This is a genomic window from Streptococcus salivarius (assembly GCF_002094975.1).
In the GTDB taxonomy this organism is placed as follows: domain Bacteria; phylum Bacillota; class Bacilli; order Lactobacillales; family Streptococcaceae; genus Streptococcus; species Streptococcus salivarius_D.
In genome coordinates, this window is record NZ_CP015284.1 from 24,178 (window position 1) to 47,410 (window position 23,233).

13 protein-coding genes are annotated in these 23,233 nt (G+C 34.2%); 7 read left to right on the forward strand and 6 right to left on the reverse strand.

Annotated elements, in window-relative coordinates; translation table 11 throughout:
- Positions 1–32 precede the first annotated feature (32 nt).
- From V471_RS10485 to V471_RS10510, 6 genes are all read right to left on the reverse strand, one after another.
- Positions 33–8,537 (reverse strand): leucine-rich repeat protein, encoded by an 8,505-nt coding sequence (locus V471_RS10485; RefSeq protein WP_084871541.1) that lies wholly within the window; start codon positions 8,535–8,537, stop codon positions 33–35.
- Between the two features lie 694 nt (positions 8,538–9,231).
- On the reverse strand, positions 9,232–10,137 hold the full coding sequence (locus V471_RS10490) for a DNA/RNA non-specific endonuclease (protein ID WP_084871542.1): 906 nt from the start codon (positions 10,135–10,137) through the stop codon (positions 9,232–9,234).
- Between the two features lie 118 nt (positions 10,138–10,255).
- Complete coding sequence (locus tag V471_RS10495; protein ID WP_084871543.1) at positions 10,256–11,239, reverse strand: tyrosine-type recombinase/integrase; 984 nt, start codon at positions 11,237–11,239, stop codon at positions 10,256–10,258.
- A gap of 191 nt (positions 11,240–11,430) precedes the next feature.
- Positions 11,431–12,894, reverse strand: a complete 1,464-nt coding sequence (locus tag V471_RS10500; protein ID WP_084871544.1) for a replication initiation protein — start codon at positions 12,892–12,894, stop codon at positions 11,431–11,433.
- A gap of 662 nt (positions 12,895–13,556) precedes the next feature.
- On the reverse strand, positions 13,557–14,081 hold the full coding sequence (locus V471_RS10505; protein ID WP_084871545.1) for a hypothetical protein: 525 nt from the start codon (positions 14,079–14,081) through the stop codon (positions 13,557–13,559).
- Positions 14,065–14,895 carry a ParA family protein gene (locus V471_RS10510; protein WP_084871546.1) on the reverse strand — a complete coding sequence of 277 codons (831 nt, stop codon included), beginning with the start codon at positions 14,893–14,895 and terminating at the stop codon, positions 14,065–14,067. Before V471_RS10510 ends, V471_RS10505 begins: the two co-directional genes overlap by 17 nt.
- A 1,667-nt stretch (positions 14,896–16,562) precedes the next feature.
- On the opposite strand from V471_RS10510, the gene V471_RS10515 reads away from it, so the two are divergent.
- From V471_RS10515 to V471_RS10545, 7 genes are all read left to right on the forward strand, one after another.
- Entirely contained in the window at positions 16,563–17,888 is a 1,326-nt protein-coding gene (locus V471_RS10515) for a DUF3854 domain-containing protein (RefSeq protein WP_084871547.1), read from the forward strand.
- Positions 17,889–17,998: 110 nt separating this feature from the next.
- Positions 17,999–19,462, forward strand: coding sequence for a hypothetical protein (locus V471_RS10520; RefSeq protein WP_084871548.1), 1,464 nt, complete (start codon positions 17,999–18,001; stop codon positions 19,460–19,462).
- Between the two features lie 13 nt (positions 19,463–19,475).
- Positions 19,476–19,856, forward strand: coding sequence for a helix-turn-helix domain-containing protein (locus V471_RS10525; protein WP_084871549.1), 381 nt, complete (start codon positions 19,476–19,478; stop codon positions 19,854–19,856).
- On the forward strand, positions 19,853–20,635 hold the full coding sequence (locus V471_RS10530; protein WP_084871550.1) for an ATPase, T2SS/T4P/T4SS family: 783 nt from the start codon (positions 19,853–19,855) through the stop codon (positions 20,633–20,635). Before V471_RS10525 ends, V471_RS10530 begins: the two co-directional genes overlap by 4 nt.
- A 12-nt stretch (positions 20,636–20,647) precedes the next feature.
- Entirely contained in the window at positions 20,648–21,109 is a 462-nt protein-coding gene (locus V471_RS10535; RefSeq protein WP_084871551.1) for a Cas9 inhibitor AcrIIA9 family protein, read from the forward strand.
- Between the two features lie 59 nt (positions 21,110–21,168).
- Positions 21,169–22,716, forward strand: coding sequence for a PcfJ domain-containing protein (locus V471_RS10540; protein ID WP_084871552.1), 1,548 nt, complete (start codon positions 21,169–21,171; stop codon positions 22,714–22,716).
- 116 nt (positions 22,717–22,832) lie between these two features.
- Positions 22,833–23,180 (forward strand): hypothetical protein, encoded by a 348-nt coding sequence (locus V471_RS10545; protein ID WP_084871553.1) that lies wholly within the window; start codon positions 22,833–22,835, stop codon positions 23,178–23,180.
- Positions 23,181–23,233: the final 53 nt, after the last annotated feature.

The following is a 23,233-nucleotide window of genomic DNA, read 5'->3' on the forward strand; positions in this document are numbered from 1 at the left end:
TTCTTGAAGTTGAGTTAATCCGTCACTAATAACTAGTTTTTTATATTTTTCTTTCTCTTATTTGAGATTATTCCAAAATGAGCCGTTGCTAAAGCAATAATACCTGCCCACTCAAAGCCATAACCATATTCACTACTTGTATTTGGTAAATAACCTTTAGTTCTTATGGTTGTTTCTTTTGATGAAAGAGGTTCTGAAGACGATTGATTCATCACTACTGGCTCTAACTTAGTATTTATCACAGTAGAAACCCCTTGATGCTCTTTCGTAATACTATTACGTTCGATTCTATTAACCTCAATTAGTGCAACATCTGAAATTTGAGATACCTGTTTTGTGCCTCGATAAACTTTCTTAGATTGCGGTTCAATACGTGATAATTCTTTTTCTGTACTTGACTGCAACTCACCATTTACATAGATATCTGTGATTTCTACCAAAACTTGCCCGTCTACTGCTGCTATTTCTCGAACTTTGCCTACATCTAGACTTGCATCATCAACGTATTCAATCTTATCTGTCTTAAGAACTCGACTTTCTTGACGAACCTTAGTTTCAATAATAGCCTCTGGTTTATTATGCTCTATTGGTGCAACATCGGGAACTTGTGATACCTGTTTTGTGCCTCGATAAACTTTCTTAGATTGCGGTTCAATACGTGATAATTCTTTTTCTGTACTTGACTGCAACTCACCATTTACATAGATATCTGTGATTTCTACCAAAACTTGCCCATCTACTGCCGCAACTTCTCGAATTTTACCTGCATCAAGACTTGTATCATTAACGTATTCAACCTTATCAGTCTTAAGAACTCGACTTTCTTGACGAACCTTGGTTTCAATAATAGCCTCTGGTTTATTTTGCTCTATAGGCGCAACATCTGGAACTTGGGATACTTGTTTTGTTCCTCGATAAACCTTCTTAGCTTGCGGTTCAATACGTGATAATTCTTTTTCAGTACTTGACTGTAATTTACCATCTACATAGATGTCTGTGATTTCTACCAAAACTTGTCCGTTTATTGCTGCAACTTCTCTAACTTTGCCTGCATCAAGACTTGCATCATCAACGTATTCTACTTTATCTGTTGTGATGACACGACTCTCCTGACGAGTTTTAACTTGTCTAGCTAGGGCCCACTTAGCCCATAAGGTTTTATCTCCAACTGAATTAAAGAGAGTACTGTCTATCTTATTTCCAATAAAATCTGGATTATCATACCACCCTTCAAAAACATAACCACTACGAGTTGGACTGACCAAAGGAACTTCAACGTCGGTTTGGTATGTTGAAGGTAAGTCACGAGTAACACTGCCACCACCTAAATTGTAATTAAGGGAATAAGTATGAGGTACCAATTTAAAGTCAATCCCCGTTTGAACAGGCGCTACAGGAAGCCAATCAGATTCAGATGAAATGTACCCCTCTTTAGAAACCTTGACTTTCCAAAGGCCTTCAGGAACATCCCAAGCAAATTCCCCATTTACACTTGTTAAAACTGGGTTAAGTTGAGAATAGTCATCAGCATTCCAAACTTCCTCATTTCCATTAGCGTCCTTATAGTAAACTGTAACTTGGGCACCAGATAGAGCTTTACTTGTTACGCTATTTATAATTGTTCCAGATGGATCAATAACATAATTTGGCGATTCAGGAAGAGTTAAAAGATAGTTTTTAACTTCAACAAGATCAGTAATTAAAGGATAATTACCACTATCACTAAAACGTGATTTGGAAGAACGGTAACCTCGATCTAAAGTATAAAAGAACGACGTTAGATTATGAACTGAAACGTCTGGATTATTAATAGTCTTCTTGTATGGTACTTTAACATCATTTGTCATCTGTCCCATTGTTGCGAAACTATTATCCCTGTCTATTTTATCAACCAAATAACGTGTAAATATTTTGCCTTTTTCTATCGCTCTGTAGAAACTTTCTTGTTGATTGTTAAAACCTGGACCAGTAAAATTAACAACTCTTCGTAATTTACCTTCAATATCAGCTAAGTTATCATCTTCTAAAATCCGGTCTCCTGCATTAATTGCTTGATAACCTCCTAAAGAATGCCCTGTGATATAAATATTTTCAATATTTGGATAGTTTAACTTAACTTCTTCCATAATTTTATTAATCTGATACTTCGCTGCCCTTTCTTGAGGACTATTCCCCCCAGGAATTTTTATATTCCCCAAACCAGCTTCATTATCAATACCCAAAAGGTCAAATTTATTTGGTTTATTTGGCTTTTCATCGCTTCCCCTAAAAGCAACAATGATGTTTTCTTTATTTTTATCAATAAAATATGAAACTGTGGAATGATATTCACCAGGAGAAGGATTATTGCCCGCTATCTCAGGCTCTTTAAAAGCATTTTCTAGTTGCTTAACAAATATCCAATTAGAGAATAAGCTTCTGTCTGTAGACTCAAGGTTTAAATCATAGAATTGATGTTTCGGTTTGTTATCTGATTTTAACTCATCAAAATTAAACTGTGATACTCCTGTTTCCCCATTTTCAGGTAATAGTTTCTCTAACTCTTTTGGAGAGAGGTAAGCTAAACCTGAGAAAATCAACAAATCCCTATCAGACACATCCCAACTATTCTTATGTTTATCGGCAATTATAGGATTATACTTACTGATTACTTTCTTATCCGTTTCCTTTACTTTATCCGAATCAATTAGACCATCTCCATCACTATCTCGACTGTTAAGCGTTTCAACTTTGATGATAAAATCTTTTGGAATGAAATCATCTCTTATACCATTTACATCGAAAAAGCCTTTGTATTTGAATAAATGAGGATTAGACTGTCTACTTAAATGAATAAATCCATTTTTATTATTTCGAGATGTTTTTATAGAAACTCCAGAAACATTTTTATCATTCTCCAACTCCACTTCAAATTCAAACTTTTCTCCTGGTCGGAAAATTACATTATTATTTGGTTTACCATCAGTTAAATCAAACGATTGTCCATGATGTTTCATAATAAATGATTTTAGACGTGGGGCAGATGATTGATATAATATAGTCTTTCTTTTAGCAATTATGTTATCCCGTGAAATTTCTGAAATAACGGTTAAGAAGATTTTTCTTAAAGAGTTTTCATCACTCGATAATTTTGAAACATCTACTGGAACTACTGCACTATAACTGCCATCCTCTTTAGAGAGTGTTTCCAGGATTCTTTCAGATGAATCCTTAACAAATAATTTTATTTTGGTATTTGGCTTAGTCTTCCCAGATACTGTTAACGAATTACTAGATATATAATCATTAACATTTATAGTCAAATACGGCATTTCTTCATTAATATGACCTAGAAGCTCAGCTCTTTGAATACCATTTTCCTTATAACGAATTTGTGCGACAATATCTAAATAGGTTAATTCTTCCGCTGTTGTTTTAACATTAAAGTCAAAAGTTCCTTTTAATGAATTTATGTCCTTCAATGTTAAAACATTTTTATTATTTCCTGAAATCGTACCTTTTTTTACAATAGGGTTTGCTGAATTAAAACTTATCTTATCATCTGGTAGTGTGATAACAATCTCTGTATCTGAGATGTTACGCCCTGCTGTGTTTAATTCGTATTCTAAACGAAGCGAAAGGTCTCCAGAAAATTTTAGATTCTGAGATGTTGTTAGTAAATGAGCTTTTGTCACAATACTATCGTTGTAGTGCTTGTAATCATCTCCTACTGCTACTGTCTTAAAACCATTAGCTTTCAAATAAGTATCGGCATAAGAACCAACTACAACATGGAATGTTACCTTATCCTTGTTTGCAATAAGGTTATCTCCAATATTTGTAACACCTGCAGGAATATAAACATTTTCCAATCCTTCCATATTAACAAAAGCATTTGTATCAATACTCTCAACTTTATCTGGAATAACTAGTTGTTTCATCCCTTTGTTTCCTTCAAAAAGATAACCTTTTAATGCTTTTAACTCAGAAGGTAGCTTTATACTCTTTAAATTAGGATTAAATCGGAATGCTCCATCTCCAATCTCACTGACAGTATCTGGAATATCATAATAACCTATATCCGTTGATTCAAATGCACGTGAATCAATTTTTGTTAAACCAACAGGTAGAATAACATCTTTAAAACCTTCTTGTGGGCCGTCAAAACTTATAGCTATAGACTTATTATTTCGGAATGCATATTTACCAATTTCCTTAATCCCTGAAGGTACGATAAAGGTTGTCAAACCTGTGTTTTCAAACATACCATCAGGTATACGGATACCCTCAATTTTATTACGCAATTCATTCAATTTCTTACTGCCTGCAAAGGCTCTATCTGCTGTTGTTAATTTTTCAGGAATATTAACACTATTTAAAGTGTTAATATTTCCAAAAGCGTACTCCCCTAACGTTTCTACAGTATCTGGTAAAGTTAAGAACGTAAGACTAGTTCCATCAAAAGCGTGAGACCCAATCTCGGTAAGATTAATATTGTCTTTAAATGTCACTGATTTTATAGGTGTTACACCCTTAAAAAGATAATCTGATACCTTGCTAACGCCACCTTCAAAATTAACAAAGATACTCTCAGGTCTTTGTTTAGATATTTCATCACCATAATAATTTTGATAGGTAAACGGTGATATTGTGTTAACATCATAATATCTATCAAGTTCTATATTTGACTTGATTTTTACAACTCTAAGCTTACTACTATTTCCAAAAGCTGACCTTCCTAAATATTGTAAAGAAGCCGGTAGCTCTATCACCTTCAACTGATTACCAACAAAAGCTGACGAAGCAATTCGTTGGATTCCTTCTGATAAAATCAAGTCAGATAATTTAGTATTGTAAAAAGCACCAGAATTAATTTCCTCAATATTACTTGGAACTTCTAATTTAGTCAGTCCTGTATTAGCAAAAGCATTCTCAGAAATAGCTCTCAACTGTTTGGGAAAGATCACTTCTTTGAGTGAATGGTTATTTTCAAAGGCTCCCCTACCCAAATAAGTCAAACTATCAGGTAGTTTAACATGTTTCAAATTTGTATTCGCGAATGCTCTTTCATCAATGGTTTCCAAAGCATTATTTAAAACAATTTCACTTAAATAATCGTTTTGAGCAAAGGCATAATTTTCTATTGTTTTAATTGTAGAAGGCAGGGTAAATGTTTTAATCCCAATATTACTTAAAAGAGCTGCTGGAATTTTTTCACGACCATCTTCAATGATTACATTTTCAAGTTTCTTACTGTTTGAAAAAGCATTATAACCACTTTCAAGACTCAAAGGGATATTTACTGAGACTAAGGTAGCAATTTCCCCAAAAGCTTCATTTTCCAGTGTCTTTATTTTAGATGGTAGAACAACAGTTGTTAGTTGTGTACCTGAAAACGCATTTTGTCCTATTGATATTAAGTTATTTGGTAACGTAATACTTTTCAAAGGAGTATCAGCAAAAGCAATCCCTCCAATACTTGACACTGATTCAGGAATTGTGATCTTAGCTATATTTGTCTTATAGAAAGTCTTATTTGAGATTTCTTTTAAATTTGCAGGCAAAGTAACCTTATCTAGAGTTTCAACAGAATCAAATGCTCCGTAACCAATCTTTTCAACACTATCTGGAATAGTAATTTCTTTAAGCTTGGTATTTGCAAAAGCAAAATCCTGAATTTCAGATAATGATGGCGGTAAGTTAATCGTAGTTAAATCAGAATTAGCAAATGCCGCAGAGTCAATCTTTGTAACACTGCTTGGTAAATCAATCTTATTAATACCAGTTCCACTGAACAATTCACTGATAATTTCTGAGATTCCATCTTCAAAAGTTACAGTTTTTAGATTCTTAGCTCCTGAAAAGATACCCTCTCCCCATGCTACGTTACTCCATGGAGAATCATAAATGTAACTGGTAGTACTAGAATAACTAGAAATTGATTTAAGAGATTTTGGAATATGTACTGACTCTAGTGATTCAATACTAAACGCATGATTACCAATAGTCTCAACTTGACTCGGAAGCACAACTTTTTTTAATTTAGTACCACTGAAAGCATATCGACCAATTGTCTTCAGATTAGCTGGTAAATCAATAGAAGTCAGACCAGTGTTGTAGAAGGCTTCATTTCCAATACTAGTCACATTTTCTGGTATAGAAATGTCAGCTAAGCCTTTCAAATCATAGAATGCTCCATCTCCTATTTTTTCAAGACTTTTTGGTAATACTACCGATTTAATGGACGTTCCAGAAAATGCACTGAGACTGGAATAAAAAGCTCCTCTTATTTCTTTTAAACCTTCTGAGAAAGTTATCTTACTTAATTCAGAATTATCAACAAAGGCAGTTCCAAGAACTTCCAAATGACTCGGAAGGGTAACTTCTTTTAAGTTATTATTTGAGAACGCATTATCACCTAATGTCTTTAACTGAGTAGGCAAAGTAACTGCTGATAGTTTGTTATACGAAAATGCTTCTTCAGCTATTTCCTCTAAGCCTGAAGGAAGAGTTACTGACTCTAAGTTAGAATTCTTGAAAGCTGCTCTTCCAATCTTCTTCAGGGTACTTGGAAATACAACTGATTTCAACAACTTGTTATTAGCAAAGGCATAATCACCTATTTCTTCCACACCCTCTGATAAAACAATTTTTTCAACTTGAGTACTGTCTAAAATACCTTTTGGAATTGTTTTCATCGAAGCAGGGAATACAATTTCTTTTAGCCCAGTATTTGAAAACGCTCCTTCCCCAATAGTTTTAAGAGTTGATGGTAAAGTAATCTTTGTTAATTGTTTATTACTAGAAAAAGCATCTTTCCCAATTTCTTCTACTCCTTCTGGTACGACAAATTCTGTAATACCAGTATCTGCTAGAAAACCATCAACAATTTTTCTAACCCCTGATTTAAGGTTTATTGTAACTAAATTTTTACTAGCACTAAAAGCATTTTGTCCTGTAACTAAATTACTTCCTACATCAATTGAAATCAATGTTGCAATATCTCCAAAGGCATGATCTCCAATATATTCTACAGCTAATGGGAAAAGAACAGCCTTAAGACTCGTACCTTCGAAAGCATTTGCTCCAATTTCTTTCATAGTTGATGGAAAATTGATATTCATAATCCCTTTTTGATTATAAAACATCCTAGCTGGGATTTTTGTTACCCCCTCTTCAATCACAACCGTCGTTAACGGACTGGAATAAAATGGAGCACCCCAATAATCCCAACCATTATTGATATTAGAGGTCACTGTAACTTCCTTTAACGTACCAATATCTGAAAATGCATTGATGCCTAAATAGTTTAATTTTCTCGGAAGATAGATTGCAGATAAGTGTGTTCCTCTAAAAGCCCAATGTCCTATTCCAGTTAATTCTTTAGGTAATTCAATAGATGTCAAACCGGAATGTTCAAAAGCACCTGTTCCAATATTTGTAATACCACTCGGTAAATTAATATGGGTAAGACTTGGAGTATCAGAAAAGACATACCTAGAAATCTCAGTCAAAGTTTCAGGAAGTTCAACAACTGATAATTTGCTATCACCTGAAAAAGCACCTTCTTCAATCTGTCTAACTCCATCTAACAAATTAATCTTTTCTAAAGATTTATTATTAGAAAAAGCATAGCTCCCAATAGTCTTGACACTAGAGGGTAAGACTATCTCTTCTAAACCAGTGTTATTAAGAATACCTGAAGGAATTGTGACAATACCATCTTCAAAAATCACTTTCTTAAGATTAACATCTCCAGAAAAGGCATGACTAGCAGTTTCAACAGATTTTGGTATAGTTACTTCTGTCAAAGTCTTTATATTAGCAAAAGCATTCTCACCAATATACGTTAAACTTGATGGCAATTCTATTTTGGATAGCGATGTCCCCTCAAAAGCTGATATTCCTATACTTTTTAGAGTACTTGGTAAAATTACTTCCTTTAATTTCGAATTATTTTTAAAAGCATTATTATCTATAACAGTCATACCTTCTGGAATTTCAATACGTGAAGCACCACTGGCATTTAACTCTTCAAAATAATCTAATCGCTTTCTATTTTCTTCCTCAACTGTTTTTTCTACTCTACTATCCGAAGAATTAGTTAGAACTGATGCTCTGTCGTCACCTATTGAATTGTCTAAGGTTCTATTTGCATCTTCTTTAGAAGTAATCTTATCTACAGAACTATTATTATTTGCTACTAGAGCGGTAACATCTTCTGAGGGTGATGATGTACCAGTCTCCGGATTTACCTGTTCGGACACAGAAAAATTTGTTTTATGTTCTTCAGTGTCTATAGCCTTCTCTGAAGATGTTACTTCACTATTTGTATTAGAAGAGTTTTCAATAGAATGCGGTAACACGACATCACTATACCCGGATGTTACTGTTTCAGTTACCGTACTGTTTTCAGTGATTGTAGGTACGTTATTTGAAGCCTCATCTGCAAACACAACTGAATTCCCAAATACCATGCAGGCACCAACTAAAACCGTCCCAGCAACAGTTACCCATTGACCTGTTCTGCGTTTTCTTAGTTTTAAAACTTCTTTCATTCAAATATCTCCTATTGTAATAATATCCTTCAAGCTGCTCTTTGACTGTTCTTTTGATTATCAAATTGTTTTATTATTCTTCATAAAATCTGTCTTAATACTCCTCTCCAGAAAAATCAGTGCTATACAAAGTAATGATTAAATCATTTGTCAAAAAAAACTATTCGAATTTGGACCACAACAATAATTATAATATGTATTAAATTACTGAAATAATGGTCACTATAACAAATAGATACTTATATCCAACAAAGACACGAATATCGGATGATAATTAATATTTGTCATCACCTAAACTAATGCTTATACTTTGAAGTAGAACGTAACTAAATTGTTCTTCAACCTCTCACTACTAACAAATAAAATCAATCCATTTTTTGAAAGGTCGTAAAATTATGAAATATCTACATATAGCATCTACAAATTACACTGTATGTCTGAAATAATCTGATAATTTACACCTCTTTAGTATTTTAACATAATCCTACTCTTTAAAATGAAGATTTCCATGAAAATTTTGTTTTTAGTAAGCGTTTACATTTCTTTTATCTATACATTTTAATGGTTTCTCATTATTTTTTTGAATATTAGGCAAAAAAAAGACAAACATTAGAAATTATGTTTGTCTTTTTTAGTTAATGTCCAAACGCTTACGCTGATTCTTATTGTAGCATAAAACATTCTATAGTCAATGTTAGTAATTACTTGTGGCTGTACCGTCTAAGTAGTTAATATTAGCATTCTTTGAAACGTTCTGAAGTGTGACCGAACTCACATTTCCATCACTTGTTGCTAATCCTTCTTCTGATAGTTCAACTCCATACTGTGAACCATTTTCATCAAAGGACGTCCAGTAAAGCGTTACAGTTCTTGGAATTAGCTCATTGCCAGTATAGTTTGCAACAACACAATAATCTAAGTACATATTTGGGTTTTTCTTCAACCATTTGGCTAGTGCATTTTCGTAGTATAGCATACCGTTAGGATTATTAGTATCCGTTTTACTATCAGACATCGTTCCTGCATTCAAATAGCGTGTCATAGGTACTAGATTTTTGATTTCAGAATTCAATCCAGAAAACTGATAACCAATAAGATGGCCACGATTCATCAGATATGCTTTTTTAACTTTTCCAGACTCATCTTCGTACTTGAAACGATAGTTATGCCAACCGACTGGATCAACATTAATTTTACTTTCCCTATCATCTTGTGGTTTATCCGAATACTTTAGTCTGATGTGCCCATATGTTGCTCTACCAAGACTATCCAAATCTCCATTGACCATTAGCTTATGGTTTTCAAAAGGCAATGGACTATAGTTAAAAGCATCAGACTTTCCACCACTTGTTTTAGAAGAACTGTTTCCTGTTTCCGAAGATTCTGACTTGGGAATAAATTTCCCAAATAATTTTCCGACATCACTTGAATTGGCATGCTCTCCTTTACTAATAACATTAAAGCCACTAGATAAAATACCAGGTACATTAATTCCTTGGGACATACCATATCCAGCTATACAAAACATAACAACAATAGCTATCGGTATCCAAATCAGACTGCCAAGACAACCTCTTTTTTCATTGTTTTTTCTAAGCATAAGACCTCCTTAATTCTCTATAAATTCATTATAGACTTAGGAGTCACTATTCGTAACCCAGTGACATAAAAAAGACCTTAAGTGGCCTTTTGACTAATCTGGAGATAAGTTCATACTATCAATCAATAAATCTTATAAGGTGATTCTTATCTAAACTATATCCTTGTATTTCAGCAACTTTCTTAATATCACCTGTCTCTTTATAAACAATAGAGGCGTGGCTGTCTTTTAAAATGCTAGGAGTTATTACCTTACCATAAGCATGTCCAATGTTCTTTGCCAAATGACCTATTGTATTTCTCCCCATAGGCTTTTTCAACATGGTTAAAAATAATGACGGTATAGAAGGGTCTAAGTCCCAGCGTCCACGTCGTTCCTTAACAAATGGAGCTATGTAAGGAATTGTGAAAGGAAGAAAACGGATAAATTGTTTCTCATTGTTCCTAACAACCCAAATTCCTTTTTTACGCATATCAATATCCCTAACTGTCAAGTTAACAACTTCTTGTGTACTTGCTCCAGTACCAATTATGATTGCAAATATAGCAATATTTCGCTCTTTCTCGTTTTCCCAATTATCAGCCTTTTTCTGAGTTGGTAGAGTTGTAACATAACTGTTTGCCATGAAATCAAGTAGACCTTCTAGCTCTTGCTGCGTATACAAAATAGTATTCTTCTTTGATTCCGAATATATAATGTTATGGTAACTCTCTTTATAAACAATCTTCCATTCATCAAAAACGTTACGATAAAATAAAGGCATACCTCTCTCAACTGTAAAAGAGGTATTCGTAAGGAAACTCCAAAAAGCTGCTAAAGTATAGAGTATGAATCTTTTCCCTACTGGTTTCAGACGTAAATTTGCCAAATAATTTTGAACAAATTCTCGTGGTAATTTTTCTAAGTCTGTCAATGATAGGGAGGCACCCTCTTTATCAATCGTAATTGCATAGCTATTTAAAAATTTCTGGATCACTGACAAACGTTCAACCATTTTGGGAGAAGGCTCTTCGACATCTACTTGAAGGTAAGATATATACTCATCTATAATATCTGGTAATTGCCTTCTGAGTGCTAGATATTTATCTTTCTGTTTTGACATAATTCTCCTCCTCTCAATAATGATAGCAATTAACTACAGGTTTACCACTACTTATTTTTAAACCTATTATATCATACAAGATTGCATGTTGATTTTAGATTTAACTAGTATAAAAAATCTCTAAAACAAAATAGCGATACATCGTGTATCGCTATTATATATATAATCTATCTACAAAAATACATCTGAAGTTATACTTTAAAATAATCAAGTATCTCAGTCAAGAGTTGTTCTCTTGTCTCTTCAAAGTGGCTATCAGACAGTGACTCTAAACCTTTATCTTTAAGTTCCCACAGCTTCTCTTGCAACAGTTTCTCTGCTAAATGTTTAATATCCGCCTTGTTATCTTCGTCAGGCGTCTTTGAGAGTTCTATTTTAATTGCTGATTTAACTGCTACTACTACTAGTCCTAAACGGTCTTTTTCATCCGTTCCATTTTCATAGTTTGGCTCAGACCAGTCTGGAACATTTGAAGGACGATTATCCTTATTAGTTGGATGACTATCTCTCAAATCTGAAAGTTTTGTGTACCCTGCTACTTCCCATTTATTGAGCAACGTTCTTGTCCAACCGAAAGTACGGTTTGCATCACTTCCTGTTCTTTCCAACGCCTCAATAACTAGTTCATGGTCCATTGTTTCAAGCCAACGTTTGAGTTGATTTTTATTATTGTAGTTGTCAGCCTTGCTCCCTTTAGGAAAAACAGTGTAGAATTTCTCCATCACGATAGCCATCTTACGTTTGAAGTCTAACTCCTTCTTCTTCTCAAAGGTAATGACTTTATCGTTTGTTGCAACAATACGTCTCAAATCGTCATCGAACGGTTTAAACCTAAATATATAGTGGGTAATTGATTTTCCTTTTTTGATTCGCTCTACTGTCAAATCTTGTATTACAGGAAGGCCATGCTCATCAACTAATAGCGTATTGATTTCATCCATTGCTTGCTGCAGCTTAGTACCTTTCGAACGAAGTAAACTTGGACTATCCAAGATCAAAACTTCTTGCTCTAGTTCTTCAGCTGTATCTTTTACAAAACCTGTTTTACGCCAGTCTGCTAGATGTCTAAATAATCGTTTAGAATACTTACTCTTCAATAGGTTATGGTAGTCACGTCCATACTGAATGTACTTAGCTTTTTTACCCCACTCTGGGTTGTTAAAAAGGTCTTTAACTGTACGCCTGACCGCTACTTTTACTTTTGTTCCATCTTCTGTAGTTACTTCATCATATTCAGTATATTCCGCATCAGACAGGTGGATTTTAATGAGTTTGTTTTCGTGGTCTACTCTAAAGGTCTTGAACAGTGGGATGGAGGTGTAAGAGACAACCTTACCATCGACAACCTTTTCGGGATGTCGATATACAATTTTAGTCATTCTTTCCTCTAGTTCCTCAACTGTAGTTTCAAATCGCTTACCAGTCCTAGGAACAATTTTTTGTTCCCTAGAACTGTAAAATGTATTTCCTGCTAGCATTGCCAGACTCGAATAAGAAAATATTGCTGCTTCGTTTTCATCATAAACATCTCGCAACTCACCAAATATAGAGTAAATCATATTTTCTTGAAGAGGAGAAAGGTCGCCAAGTTGGAACATTTGGGTAAACTTATTATCATATTTGATGATTTCTCTGAACTCTCTATTCTCTACCAAACGCTTCTACCTCTCTTAGTTCATTCATCATACATTTTGGTTGTATTTTAAATAAAAGTAATTATTTTACTACAAGCTAATTACTTACTGCAATATGTGACAGGGTATAAAAATATTAATTTACAACCCTTTTGTATGATATTATATCATTAATATTCTGATTTTCATAGTATTTTTTAAAATTTACAACCATTTTGTAGGATATACCTGCAATTTTATATGACACACATGCATTTTTGTAGACTTAACATACAACTTTATAGGATATACATACCGTTTTGTAGGATACGCCTACAATTTTATATGACATACATACATTTTTGTAGACTTAACATACAACTTTGTGTGACTTTCATGCAAAGTTATATGATATACCTACCAATTTGTAGGATATACATACAATTTTATATGATAAAGGTAGGCTTAGCTCAGTAATAGCAAGGGGTTCAGGAGTTCTACTACTTAAACTATAATTAACTACTTAGTTACTATTATTAACCACTTAATACTACTTAATACTATTTAAACTATTATTACTAAATGTTCTTAATCATAATTGAAACCATAAAATAAAAAAAATTCTTTAAAAAAGATACAACTCATATAAAGAATAAAAAGTGTAGAAATACCTACACTTTTGTATGATATAACATAAAGTTTTCCTACTTAAAGCTCATCTCAGTTTCTACTAATGTGTTAAACAACTCCTTTTGTTCTGGATCTAGAAGTTGGTACACATGGTCTAACATTTCAGTGAATAGCTTATCAGAACCACCGCGTTTAGGATAATTGCCATTTTCTCCTTTAAGGTCTTTTTTGTTTAAAACAGCTCTTAATGCAGAAAAACGTGACATTGATAATTGTGTCATATTGAGATTTGCACGTGATTTTTCTTCCACTGTTTTAGCTGGTTCCAGTTTTGTAGGAAGTTTATTTTTTTCTTTTTTCTGAGTGACATCGTTTACTTTTTTAGGGGCAACAGCAGCTTTTTTTGGTTCTACACTTTCTTCAGTTAGATAAGCAATATCATGCTTTTCCTTAAGTTTATCAATTACTACTTCTTCAATTTCTTTCCCTTTAAAAAAGCGTTCAAATAATTCTTTAGCTGCTGTTCGGTCATTTGATTCAACAGCCGTTAAAAGGTTATTAAAATTTCTTTGTTGGATTGTATTAAGCTTTTTCGCCATTGTGTTCTCCAATCGTCTTAATTAGTTCTTTCATAACATTTGTGATTTGTTTTTTAGGGATGCTATAGCCACTATTTCTGAAAACATTTGCTTGATTAGCAATCATATCTTTGTATTGTTTATTATTAAACAAGTATTGGTCAAAAACCTTGGTATTATGCTCTTCAGCAATTTCTTCAAGAGTTGCTACTGCTTCTCTTGCTTTGATTTGTTTAATTGATTTTTTACCAAAGCCTGGCCCTTTATCAACCTGAGTTATAACGATTCCAGCTATAACAATATCAATTCCAAAGAAAGAGAACCCTTCTTGAACAGCTTCAATATCTTCGATTGTATCTTTTACACCTTCAATACCAAACTTATCAGGTGTTGTAGGAATAAGAACGAAAACTTTCGAATTTGTAAAAAGAGAACTTGTTGTAGAAACACCAAAAAAAGGAGGTGTATCAAAAAGTACAAAATCGTAATAGTCATTGATATCTTGTACAACATTTCTTAAACGAAAATCTCTATCTTTTAGTCCTGATGCTTCACTCTCCCAGTTTTTCATAAGCTTACTTCCAGGAAGCAAATCATAACCGTCAACTGGCACAATGGCATCAGCTACTTCTACTTCTTTTTTTAGTACATCATAAATTCCTTTATGTTCTTCTTCGTTTACTCCTGCCGCTGTAGTAAGATTGCATTGACCATCAAGATCTCCTGCACAAGTTTTATAGCCAGCGTCTCCTAGAGCTTGAGCCAGTAATACAGTTAAAGTTGTTTTTGAGGCTCCTCCTTTCTCGTCCATCATTATGACTGTATTTGCAACCATAGAAACTCCTTTCAATCCATTATGTACGATACACTATGTATAACAAAACGATACATATTATTAACTATTTAAAGTATACCATATAGAAATCTAATAGCAAGTATTATGTAAGATATATCGTAAATAATACAATATACACTATGTATAGCTTATAATGGATTATTGATAATAAGCGTGTTACGCATTAGCTAATACATAGTGTATCGTTTACAATATACTATTTAAAAAGAAAGCATATGACATATCAAAACTAGACAAGAATAAAACACGATACATTATATAAAATAAACGATGTATCTTATAGATATATAAGATACATATGGTAATGATAGATAGGATATATTACTATATTCAAGTTTCCTTCAAGCATTACACATTACACTATACATAACATCACTATATATAGTGTAGTGTAAAAAAGAAATTGCACTTTTTTAGTGTACTATAGACGATGTAATATATATCGTTAAATGATATATTGCTAAGTATTATATAGTATACCTTTCATACACTCCTTTATTATAATAAAGGAGAATATTTTTATTACAACACGATACATAATACATTATGTAGTGTGAATAATATATAGCTTTTGTATTTATCGTATATAGTAGGTAATATACGATACATTATTATAGTGTACTATAGACGATGTAAGATATATTGTTAAATAATGTATTGCTAGGTATTATATCGTATATCTTTCATCCATTCCCTTAATATACTAAATAAGAATAGTTGTATTATAATACGTTACACGATACATTATGTAATGTGAATATTGTATAGTACTATCTGTTATCGTATATAATAGATAATATAAGATATATATTGTACGATACATTAAAGAACTATATATGATTATGTTCTTATTGGGTTATAAGTTATATTTAAAATTAGTATAAATGTTGTTCTATGTTGTTTACGATACAAGATACATAGTTTAACAATGTATCTTGTATTCCTTTATGATGTTTGACACTTCGCTTATTACGATTGGCGAACTATACATAATGTGTTGTAAACATATAGATTATGTATAGTATATAATGTAATGAAAAATAGTATATATAGTTATAATTTCGAATAACGATAAACTTGTAATGTTAGTAGCTCTTTGCTATACTAAAGTCATAAATAATTATATTTATATTTTCACCACCTCAAATGGTGAACCTTTGGTCACGTGACTAAAGAAAAGAGAAGCATGGAGGAGGATATGTCATTACTGGTTCTGTCCCAGCAATAGGCATACCATGTTTTATAATGGGTTAAAAGGGAGCGTACTCGCTTTTAGCTATCAGTTAAGTCATCAGACAGAAGAAGAGGCTTAACGCTTATAACAGGTACGAGAAATTGCTTTTCTGACTTTGAAAGGCTACAACAAACGTTATTAGCAACTAAGCATAACGAGAAGTTTATCCTATGGTTTGCCATAGGCACGCGCAACCTTGTTTTTTGAGACAAGGCTTGCCGGCTTCTTTGTTATGCTTTTTTTGTTTTGAGTTTGGGTAGACAGACAAAAAAGGGAGGCGACATCTCGATGATTAGAGGTGAGGAACAGGTGTTCCCAACTCTAACTTGTCGGCATACGGAGGAAGGGCTACGAATCAGTATTCGAGGCTTTCCAAGGTCACTTTACAACAACAATTTTTAAGGAGAAAAAAATGACAAAATTAATCACTATTGGAAATCAAGAGTTAATTCGTGTTGGGCGAGATTACCCTTGTCCTATTTGTGGGAAACCAGATTGGTGTTTGTTGTTCGCAGATCAATCTAAAGCAGTTTGTGCAAGAAAAATTGACCCAGACAAACCACAATTTGGTAGTGCTGGGACAATTTATGAATTGGACCCTAAAAAAGCGAAAGAGGTGACTTTTGAACCAAGTTGGAAAAGTCAGCCTTTGGCAAGTATCTCAACACTTCACAAGGTAAATTCTCTTGTGATTGATGTGTTAGGATTGACTAAGGAACATGTCGAGCACTTAACAAGTGCGGAACGAGGTCTTTCTGTTGAGACCATTGCACTGCGTGGTTACGCTTCATCAACAAAGCAAACACGTCAGAAGCAGGTTGATACAACAGTATCTCATCCAGCAACTATTTGGGAAAAGCTCTTTGTTGCTAATGGGCTTCCTAAAGATGCATGGCGTGGAGTGCCTGGCTTCTACTGGAATGAAAACGCAAAATGTCCTATTTTTGAATCAAAAGATGGAATTCTAATTCCATGTCGCAATTCTTGGGGACAAATTGTAGGTTTTCAAGTACGTCTTGATAACGTTAGTTATCAAGCCAAAGTAAACGAAGCCTTTCAAGAGGGACGAAATGCACGTACTGCTAAGGTCTTCCAAAATGACGACGGAAGTTTCGATTGGTATGTGTTTGCTAAAGGTTCATCACACGAACTAGCAAGTGGGACAACTAAGGAAACTAGTGTTAAACTTCGTTCTGGACTTGAGTTGACATTTAAAAAAGGGCAAAAATATGTCTTTGTTTCGTCAGCATATAAACCAGAAGGAACGAGTGCTAAGTCCTTTCCCCATTTTGCTTATTCTGATGAAGTCTTAGAACAAGCACGCTTTTCTGAAGAAGGTAAGGCAAAAGTCAATCTTATGAGTAAGGTTGATAACCTTCTAGTTACTGAAGGTCTGCTTAAAGGAGATATCACCGCGTCAGTTGCGAAAAACACTCGTCTTTCTCAATTGGGGAATATCTGTGTTATCTCTATGGCAGGAGTAGCAGCATGGCGTCCTATCTCGGACTTTATCGGAAAGACTGAACTCAAAAAGGTTAAACCAATTTATCTTGCATTTGACCAAGACTTTGAGGATAATGACTCGGTATTTGAACGCATGTATGACATGGTTCAAGATCTAGTTACTAAGCAGTCTTGTACGGTTCGTGCTCTAATCTGGCCTCGCGAAAAGGGAATTGATGATTTCCTTTTGAAAGCATCCCCAGAAGAAAAGATTAAGTTTAAAACTTATCAATGATATAACGCAATATATAGTATGATATACATCGTATATCGTACATATAAGAGAAAGAGGAAGGTAGTAACCCTAGGCTACACCTTCCTCTTTTTCTATGGAGGAGAAAAACAATGACAAATTTACTAACAGCAGCACAAAAAACTGCTAAAAAAGTCACTTTTCCCAAGATAAAAGAGACTGATAAAGCTGCAGATATCGTGAGAAAGTTTTGTACTTACTATGCGAATATTCGTAGATATCAATGTCAGGAACTTTTATCTCAAGAAGTCGGAGCACTAGCAGTAGAGGTATTTGGACAGGATAATGTTTACACAGCCTATAAAGTCAAAGACATCATGGCTGATATCGAAACCATTGGCTATGATCAAGCTCATTTTTCGAATCAACTAAAAAGACTGTTCGAGGGCTTGAGCTTGAGGGATGAAGAAAATCAAGAACACCTTTTCGGTGAACAGATTCTTCTCACATTAGATGGAAGTAGATTACCTGCTACTAAAACTGCAGAAGACACCAAACGCACTTTGTATCTTCTCATTGTCGACGATTCAAAGGTTAGAGTACCTTTGAAGAAAAACCTAAGTTTTTGGAGAGAGAGAAATTCACAAACAAGGTATGGACTAGTATCTTTTAGCTTTCTTGAATTGATGTCTATCCATAGTGAAGGTATCTACAAGGAATGTAGTTATTATGGAAATATCCAAAAGATAGCTAACGTTCTAAAAAGAGAGTATGAAGATGCTCTTGCAGCTAACCTAAATGCACAATATGTTAATCAGTCAACTAAGACGATAGCCAGTGTGCGTGAGGATAAAATCTTTCAAGATCATGAAATGAACAGTAATACGTCATTTCTTGATTTAGGGTTTTCGAAAGTTGAAGTGGATACCGAGCGTTATCGAGGTAGTGATTTTGACAAGGAGAAATTCAAGGTTCTAGAGAACGAATGGGAGAAGTTGTGTAATCACTTACCTCATTCTACTGTAGAACCCGAACTCAAATTCCGGAAGCTAGGAAAACATAAAGCAAGCGGACTTTATGTGCCAGGGTTAAATATCATGGCAGTTGATGTAAGAGATTCCTCATCCTTCATCCATGAGTATGGTCATTATTTAGACTATACGTATGATAAAGCTGGAATCATTAGTTCTACGTCTCATAGCTTTAAAGATATTCGTTATATCTACAAGGCTAGCTTGCTGAAACTTATTCAAATAGCTGAGGAAAGCAGAACGGACTTAGCTCAAGCTGTTCATATTAAGAAGAAGTTGGATTATTATTTGACACCGACTGAAGTGTTTGCACGTGGCTTTGAATGGTGGGTTTTTGAAACTTATACCAAAGATTCAGAACTGCTATCTGATGAAGCTACTTACTATACTCGATTAGAGTATAGGGCTTTGAGGCAATGTCGACACCTTTTGTTTGCATTTTTTGACACGTTCTTTGAGAACTATCGTGCAATGCAACCTATTTATAAGGTTGAGAAGGAGCCAAAAACACTAGTAGCTTGTCGAAAGCCACTTGAAGATAAACCAACAACTGAAGGAGAACAGTTAAGCTTGTTTGAGTTCTGAGAGGAGAAAAACAATGACTGAAATGACGGTCAAAAAGTATTTGGAACCTTATTACACTTTAGATAGAGTGGCATTAGGTTCAATACTAGAAACAGCTAGGAAAGAATTAGATAGACCTCTATCTCTTCAAGATGTTGCAAATAGAATTGGGGTTTTTAAAGGAACTGTCAATAATTATGAAAAAGGACGGTCTATTCCTAAAGAACCACAATTTTCGATGCTTTGTAAACTGTATAAAATTGATAAGGTTGACCTTATCAATAAAACTACAATTCTTGATAGAGATAAGGTTCTTTCCAAACGTTACGAATTGTTGAGTACGATTCGTGAATTGCAGAAAGAAGCTGCAGAGTTAAAGCTGTTACTAGAAACTGAAAAAGGAGAAAAACAATGATTGTAAACAATATTTTAAAAGAAGCTATCGATAATAATATCCAAGATATTACCTTCTTCCCACATGGTGAAGATTACGAGGTAGCATTTAGAACTGCTGATGTTAAACAGGTCCATGACTTCATTTCATCAGAAGATGCGGATGCTCTATTTGGTCATATTAAATTTATAGCTGAAATGGACTTAACAGAAAAACGTTGTAGTCAGGTAAGAACTTGTGACTATGAGTTGGACGATGGTAGAGTTATTACCATTAGGATATCGACGATAGTTAATTTTCAAGGACTAGAAACGATGTCTATCCGACTTATTCATGTGAATGAACGACGAATTTCTTTGAGTGAGTTTGATAGTAGTTGTATGGAAGAAGTGCTTAAACAAGTACGCATTCCAGGCTTACATGTCATTACTGGTCCTGTAGGTGTCGGCAAAACGACTTTAGCTTACTCGTTACTTGCTGAAGCTTTTAAAGAAGGTAAAGTAATGACAATTGAAAGACATGTCGAGATAAAAGATGTATCTTTTTGCCAGCTACAAGTCAATAAGGCTAACGGTATGGAACTGGAAAAGCTCGTGACTTTTGTATTACGCTTCAACCCTGACGTCTTGTTCATTGGTGAAGCTAATACACAAGAAGAAGTAGAAGCAGTACTTAAGGCTGTTTCTGCAGGATTAAGTGTCGTTACAACAGTTCATAAAGATGGCTTTTCAATCCCACATGATGTTTTAGAAATGAAACAAGGAAAAGATGGGAAACGAAATGTAGCTTTGATTAAATAGAGGAGAAAAACAATGACGATGGAAATTAATGATTTTGACCGCTTCATGGCAGTAAGCCATTTTGATGATGAAATGGCGGAAGCTCACACACCGACTGAGGATGCTATTCATAATTGGGTAGTTGATAATCAAGAGGATGATGAGCTGATTGCTGGGATTCTCAAACATCTTGATCGTACGATTAAGGATGCTATGGCTTACTGCATCAGAAAAGCCAGTAAATCTGACTATAGAGAGGGTCAGGGTGCTATGGTTGATGATGCCACAGTCTTTTCTTGGGTTAAAGAGTATTTTACCGCTGAAAAGGTTGAGACTAAACCAGTTGTAGGTAAAATGACTACTGGTAGTAAGAAATCAACCAAGCAACCAACGAAGAAGCCAAAAAAGAAAAAACCAACTAAGAAAACTCCTGAAAAGGATGAGAAACAGTTAGATCTTTTTTCGGATTTATCTATTGAAGAAGGCGAATTTTAACAACAATAAATAGAAAAATGGTCCTAGGGCCATTTTTTATTAATTAAGGAGAAAAAACAATGACAAAAGCAGAGAATATTCAAGAAATCGTAGATAATCGTTTAAAAGTTCCTAACGGATTTTTCAAATGGGCGAAGAATGATTTTCCTATCTATGAATGGTCAAATAAGTCTAAGACAATTATCTCTTCCGACCGAAAAAAATTCTCGGAAAAGGTTACAAAACGTTTATCACTTAACAGCCGTTTAACCTTTGTAGGTGATACTTTTTACTATGTCTGGATGGGAGTCACAAAGAAACGTATTGAAATGCAGATGTATTCTGTGACTCAATCCTTCGAAAAAGGAAAAGAAAAGTTCAAAGTCAGACTTTACAACTTTTATCAGCTTGCCAACAATAAGATTGTTAAAGCACACCGGGATCCATTTCTTTCAGCCCAAAAAGGTAAAGATATCTATAGAAGTGGATTCCAAAATCAGAGGAATGCTCTCTTTTTTGGTTCTGGTGCATTTAGTGTCTATACGCTTTATGGGGATATGGAAAGTCTTATTCAGAAATTACAAACAAAGTCTGAGTTGAGATATTTAGATTTTGGACAAGTGATTAAAGATAATTTTGAGATAAGCTTAGTACTACCTCATCTCTATAAATATAGAGAACGCATTGAATTCGCTCAAAAAATCAAGGCGCGTGGAATCGTCAAAGACTTGGTGGGGTCTACTTTTTATAGGTCTTATTACTCATCTAGTCTAGGACATGGTCATGCAAATATGGGTAAGGTTACCATGAACTTTCTTAAAAGGAATAAACCGTTTCTAAAAAATACGGATATGAATGTTGAAAAGGCATTTTTTGAGGAAGATTTGCGTAAACGATATGGTCGAACTTTCAAGGGGTTATACGAGTTGCTTCCAAACGCTATGATTTCTGACAAGAAGCCACTAATTAAGCGTTTGGAAAGTATCTTACCATCCACTGTGAAACCAATTCGTTTTATTAACTGGATGATGAAAAACAATATCTCCCTTCGTGATTATGAGGACTATCAAGAAATGGTAGAAGCTCTGGGAATTCCATTTGATGGAGATTATGTAGTTATCCCAAAAAATTGGGAAAACAAACATACAGAGATCGTAGAAAATTATTCAACTTTTCTCGAGAATCAACAAGCACGTGGTACATATTTACGTGTAACTAATGCTGTCAGAGATTTGAGAGCAGAGAAACAACGCCTTGAGGACGAAAAGAAAGAGGCGAAGTTGAGGGTTGAAACAGCTAAACGTTTGACAAACATGATGAAGGCTCAGACCGCATTTGACAAGTATGCTTTTATCTTTCCTAAAGACGAAAGTGAAATTGTCAAAGAAGGCAAAACCCTACATCATTGTGTTGGAAGTTATGCAAAAAAACACTTTGTATACGGAACTTCTATTATTGTCTTTGTTCGTGATAAAGAACACAGAGAAACCCCTCTCTATACTCTTGAATTGAAGAACAATAGGATTATTCAACTGAAAGGAGAAAGGAACAAATCCGCAGATGAAGAGGCAAAGAAAGAAGCAGAACTATTTTTAGCCCATTGTGGAAAGCTTAACATTCAGTTTTAGATAAGAGGAGAAAAATAGAATCGTCAATAGGTTATTAGTCAATCTCGAATTTTCTGTGCTATACTAAAGAAAACATTAGATGTATTCTCTAGTAAAATGCTGGGAGGACAATAGTTATGAAATTGACTATTATTATATATAACAACAAAAGGATGGTTGGGAAATACCTAGTTGATACGGTTAGTGAGACTATAGAAACGTTTGTAAGAAAAGATGATTATCTGTTAAATACAGAATTCACTTATGAACGGATGGTAGACTTTCTAAAAGGGCGTCAAATTGATTTTGGTCGAAAAAATCGAAAAGAGCTTTTAGGCTATACTTATAAAGCTCCAGATGTCTGGCATGAAATTGCCATGACACACGGTTTTGATACCGATGATTTTTATTGGGTATCAATACCAGAACTCAACGATGAACCGTTTGTTTTAGAAGACCATCATCCTAACTTAGGAAGACGATAAACAATTATTTTAACGAAAAAGAAAGACTTGGTATTGTACCAGGTCTTTTTTTG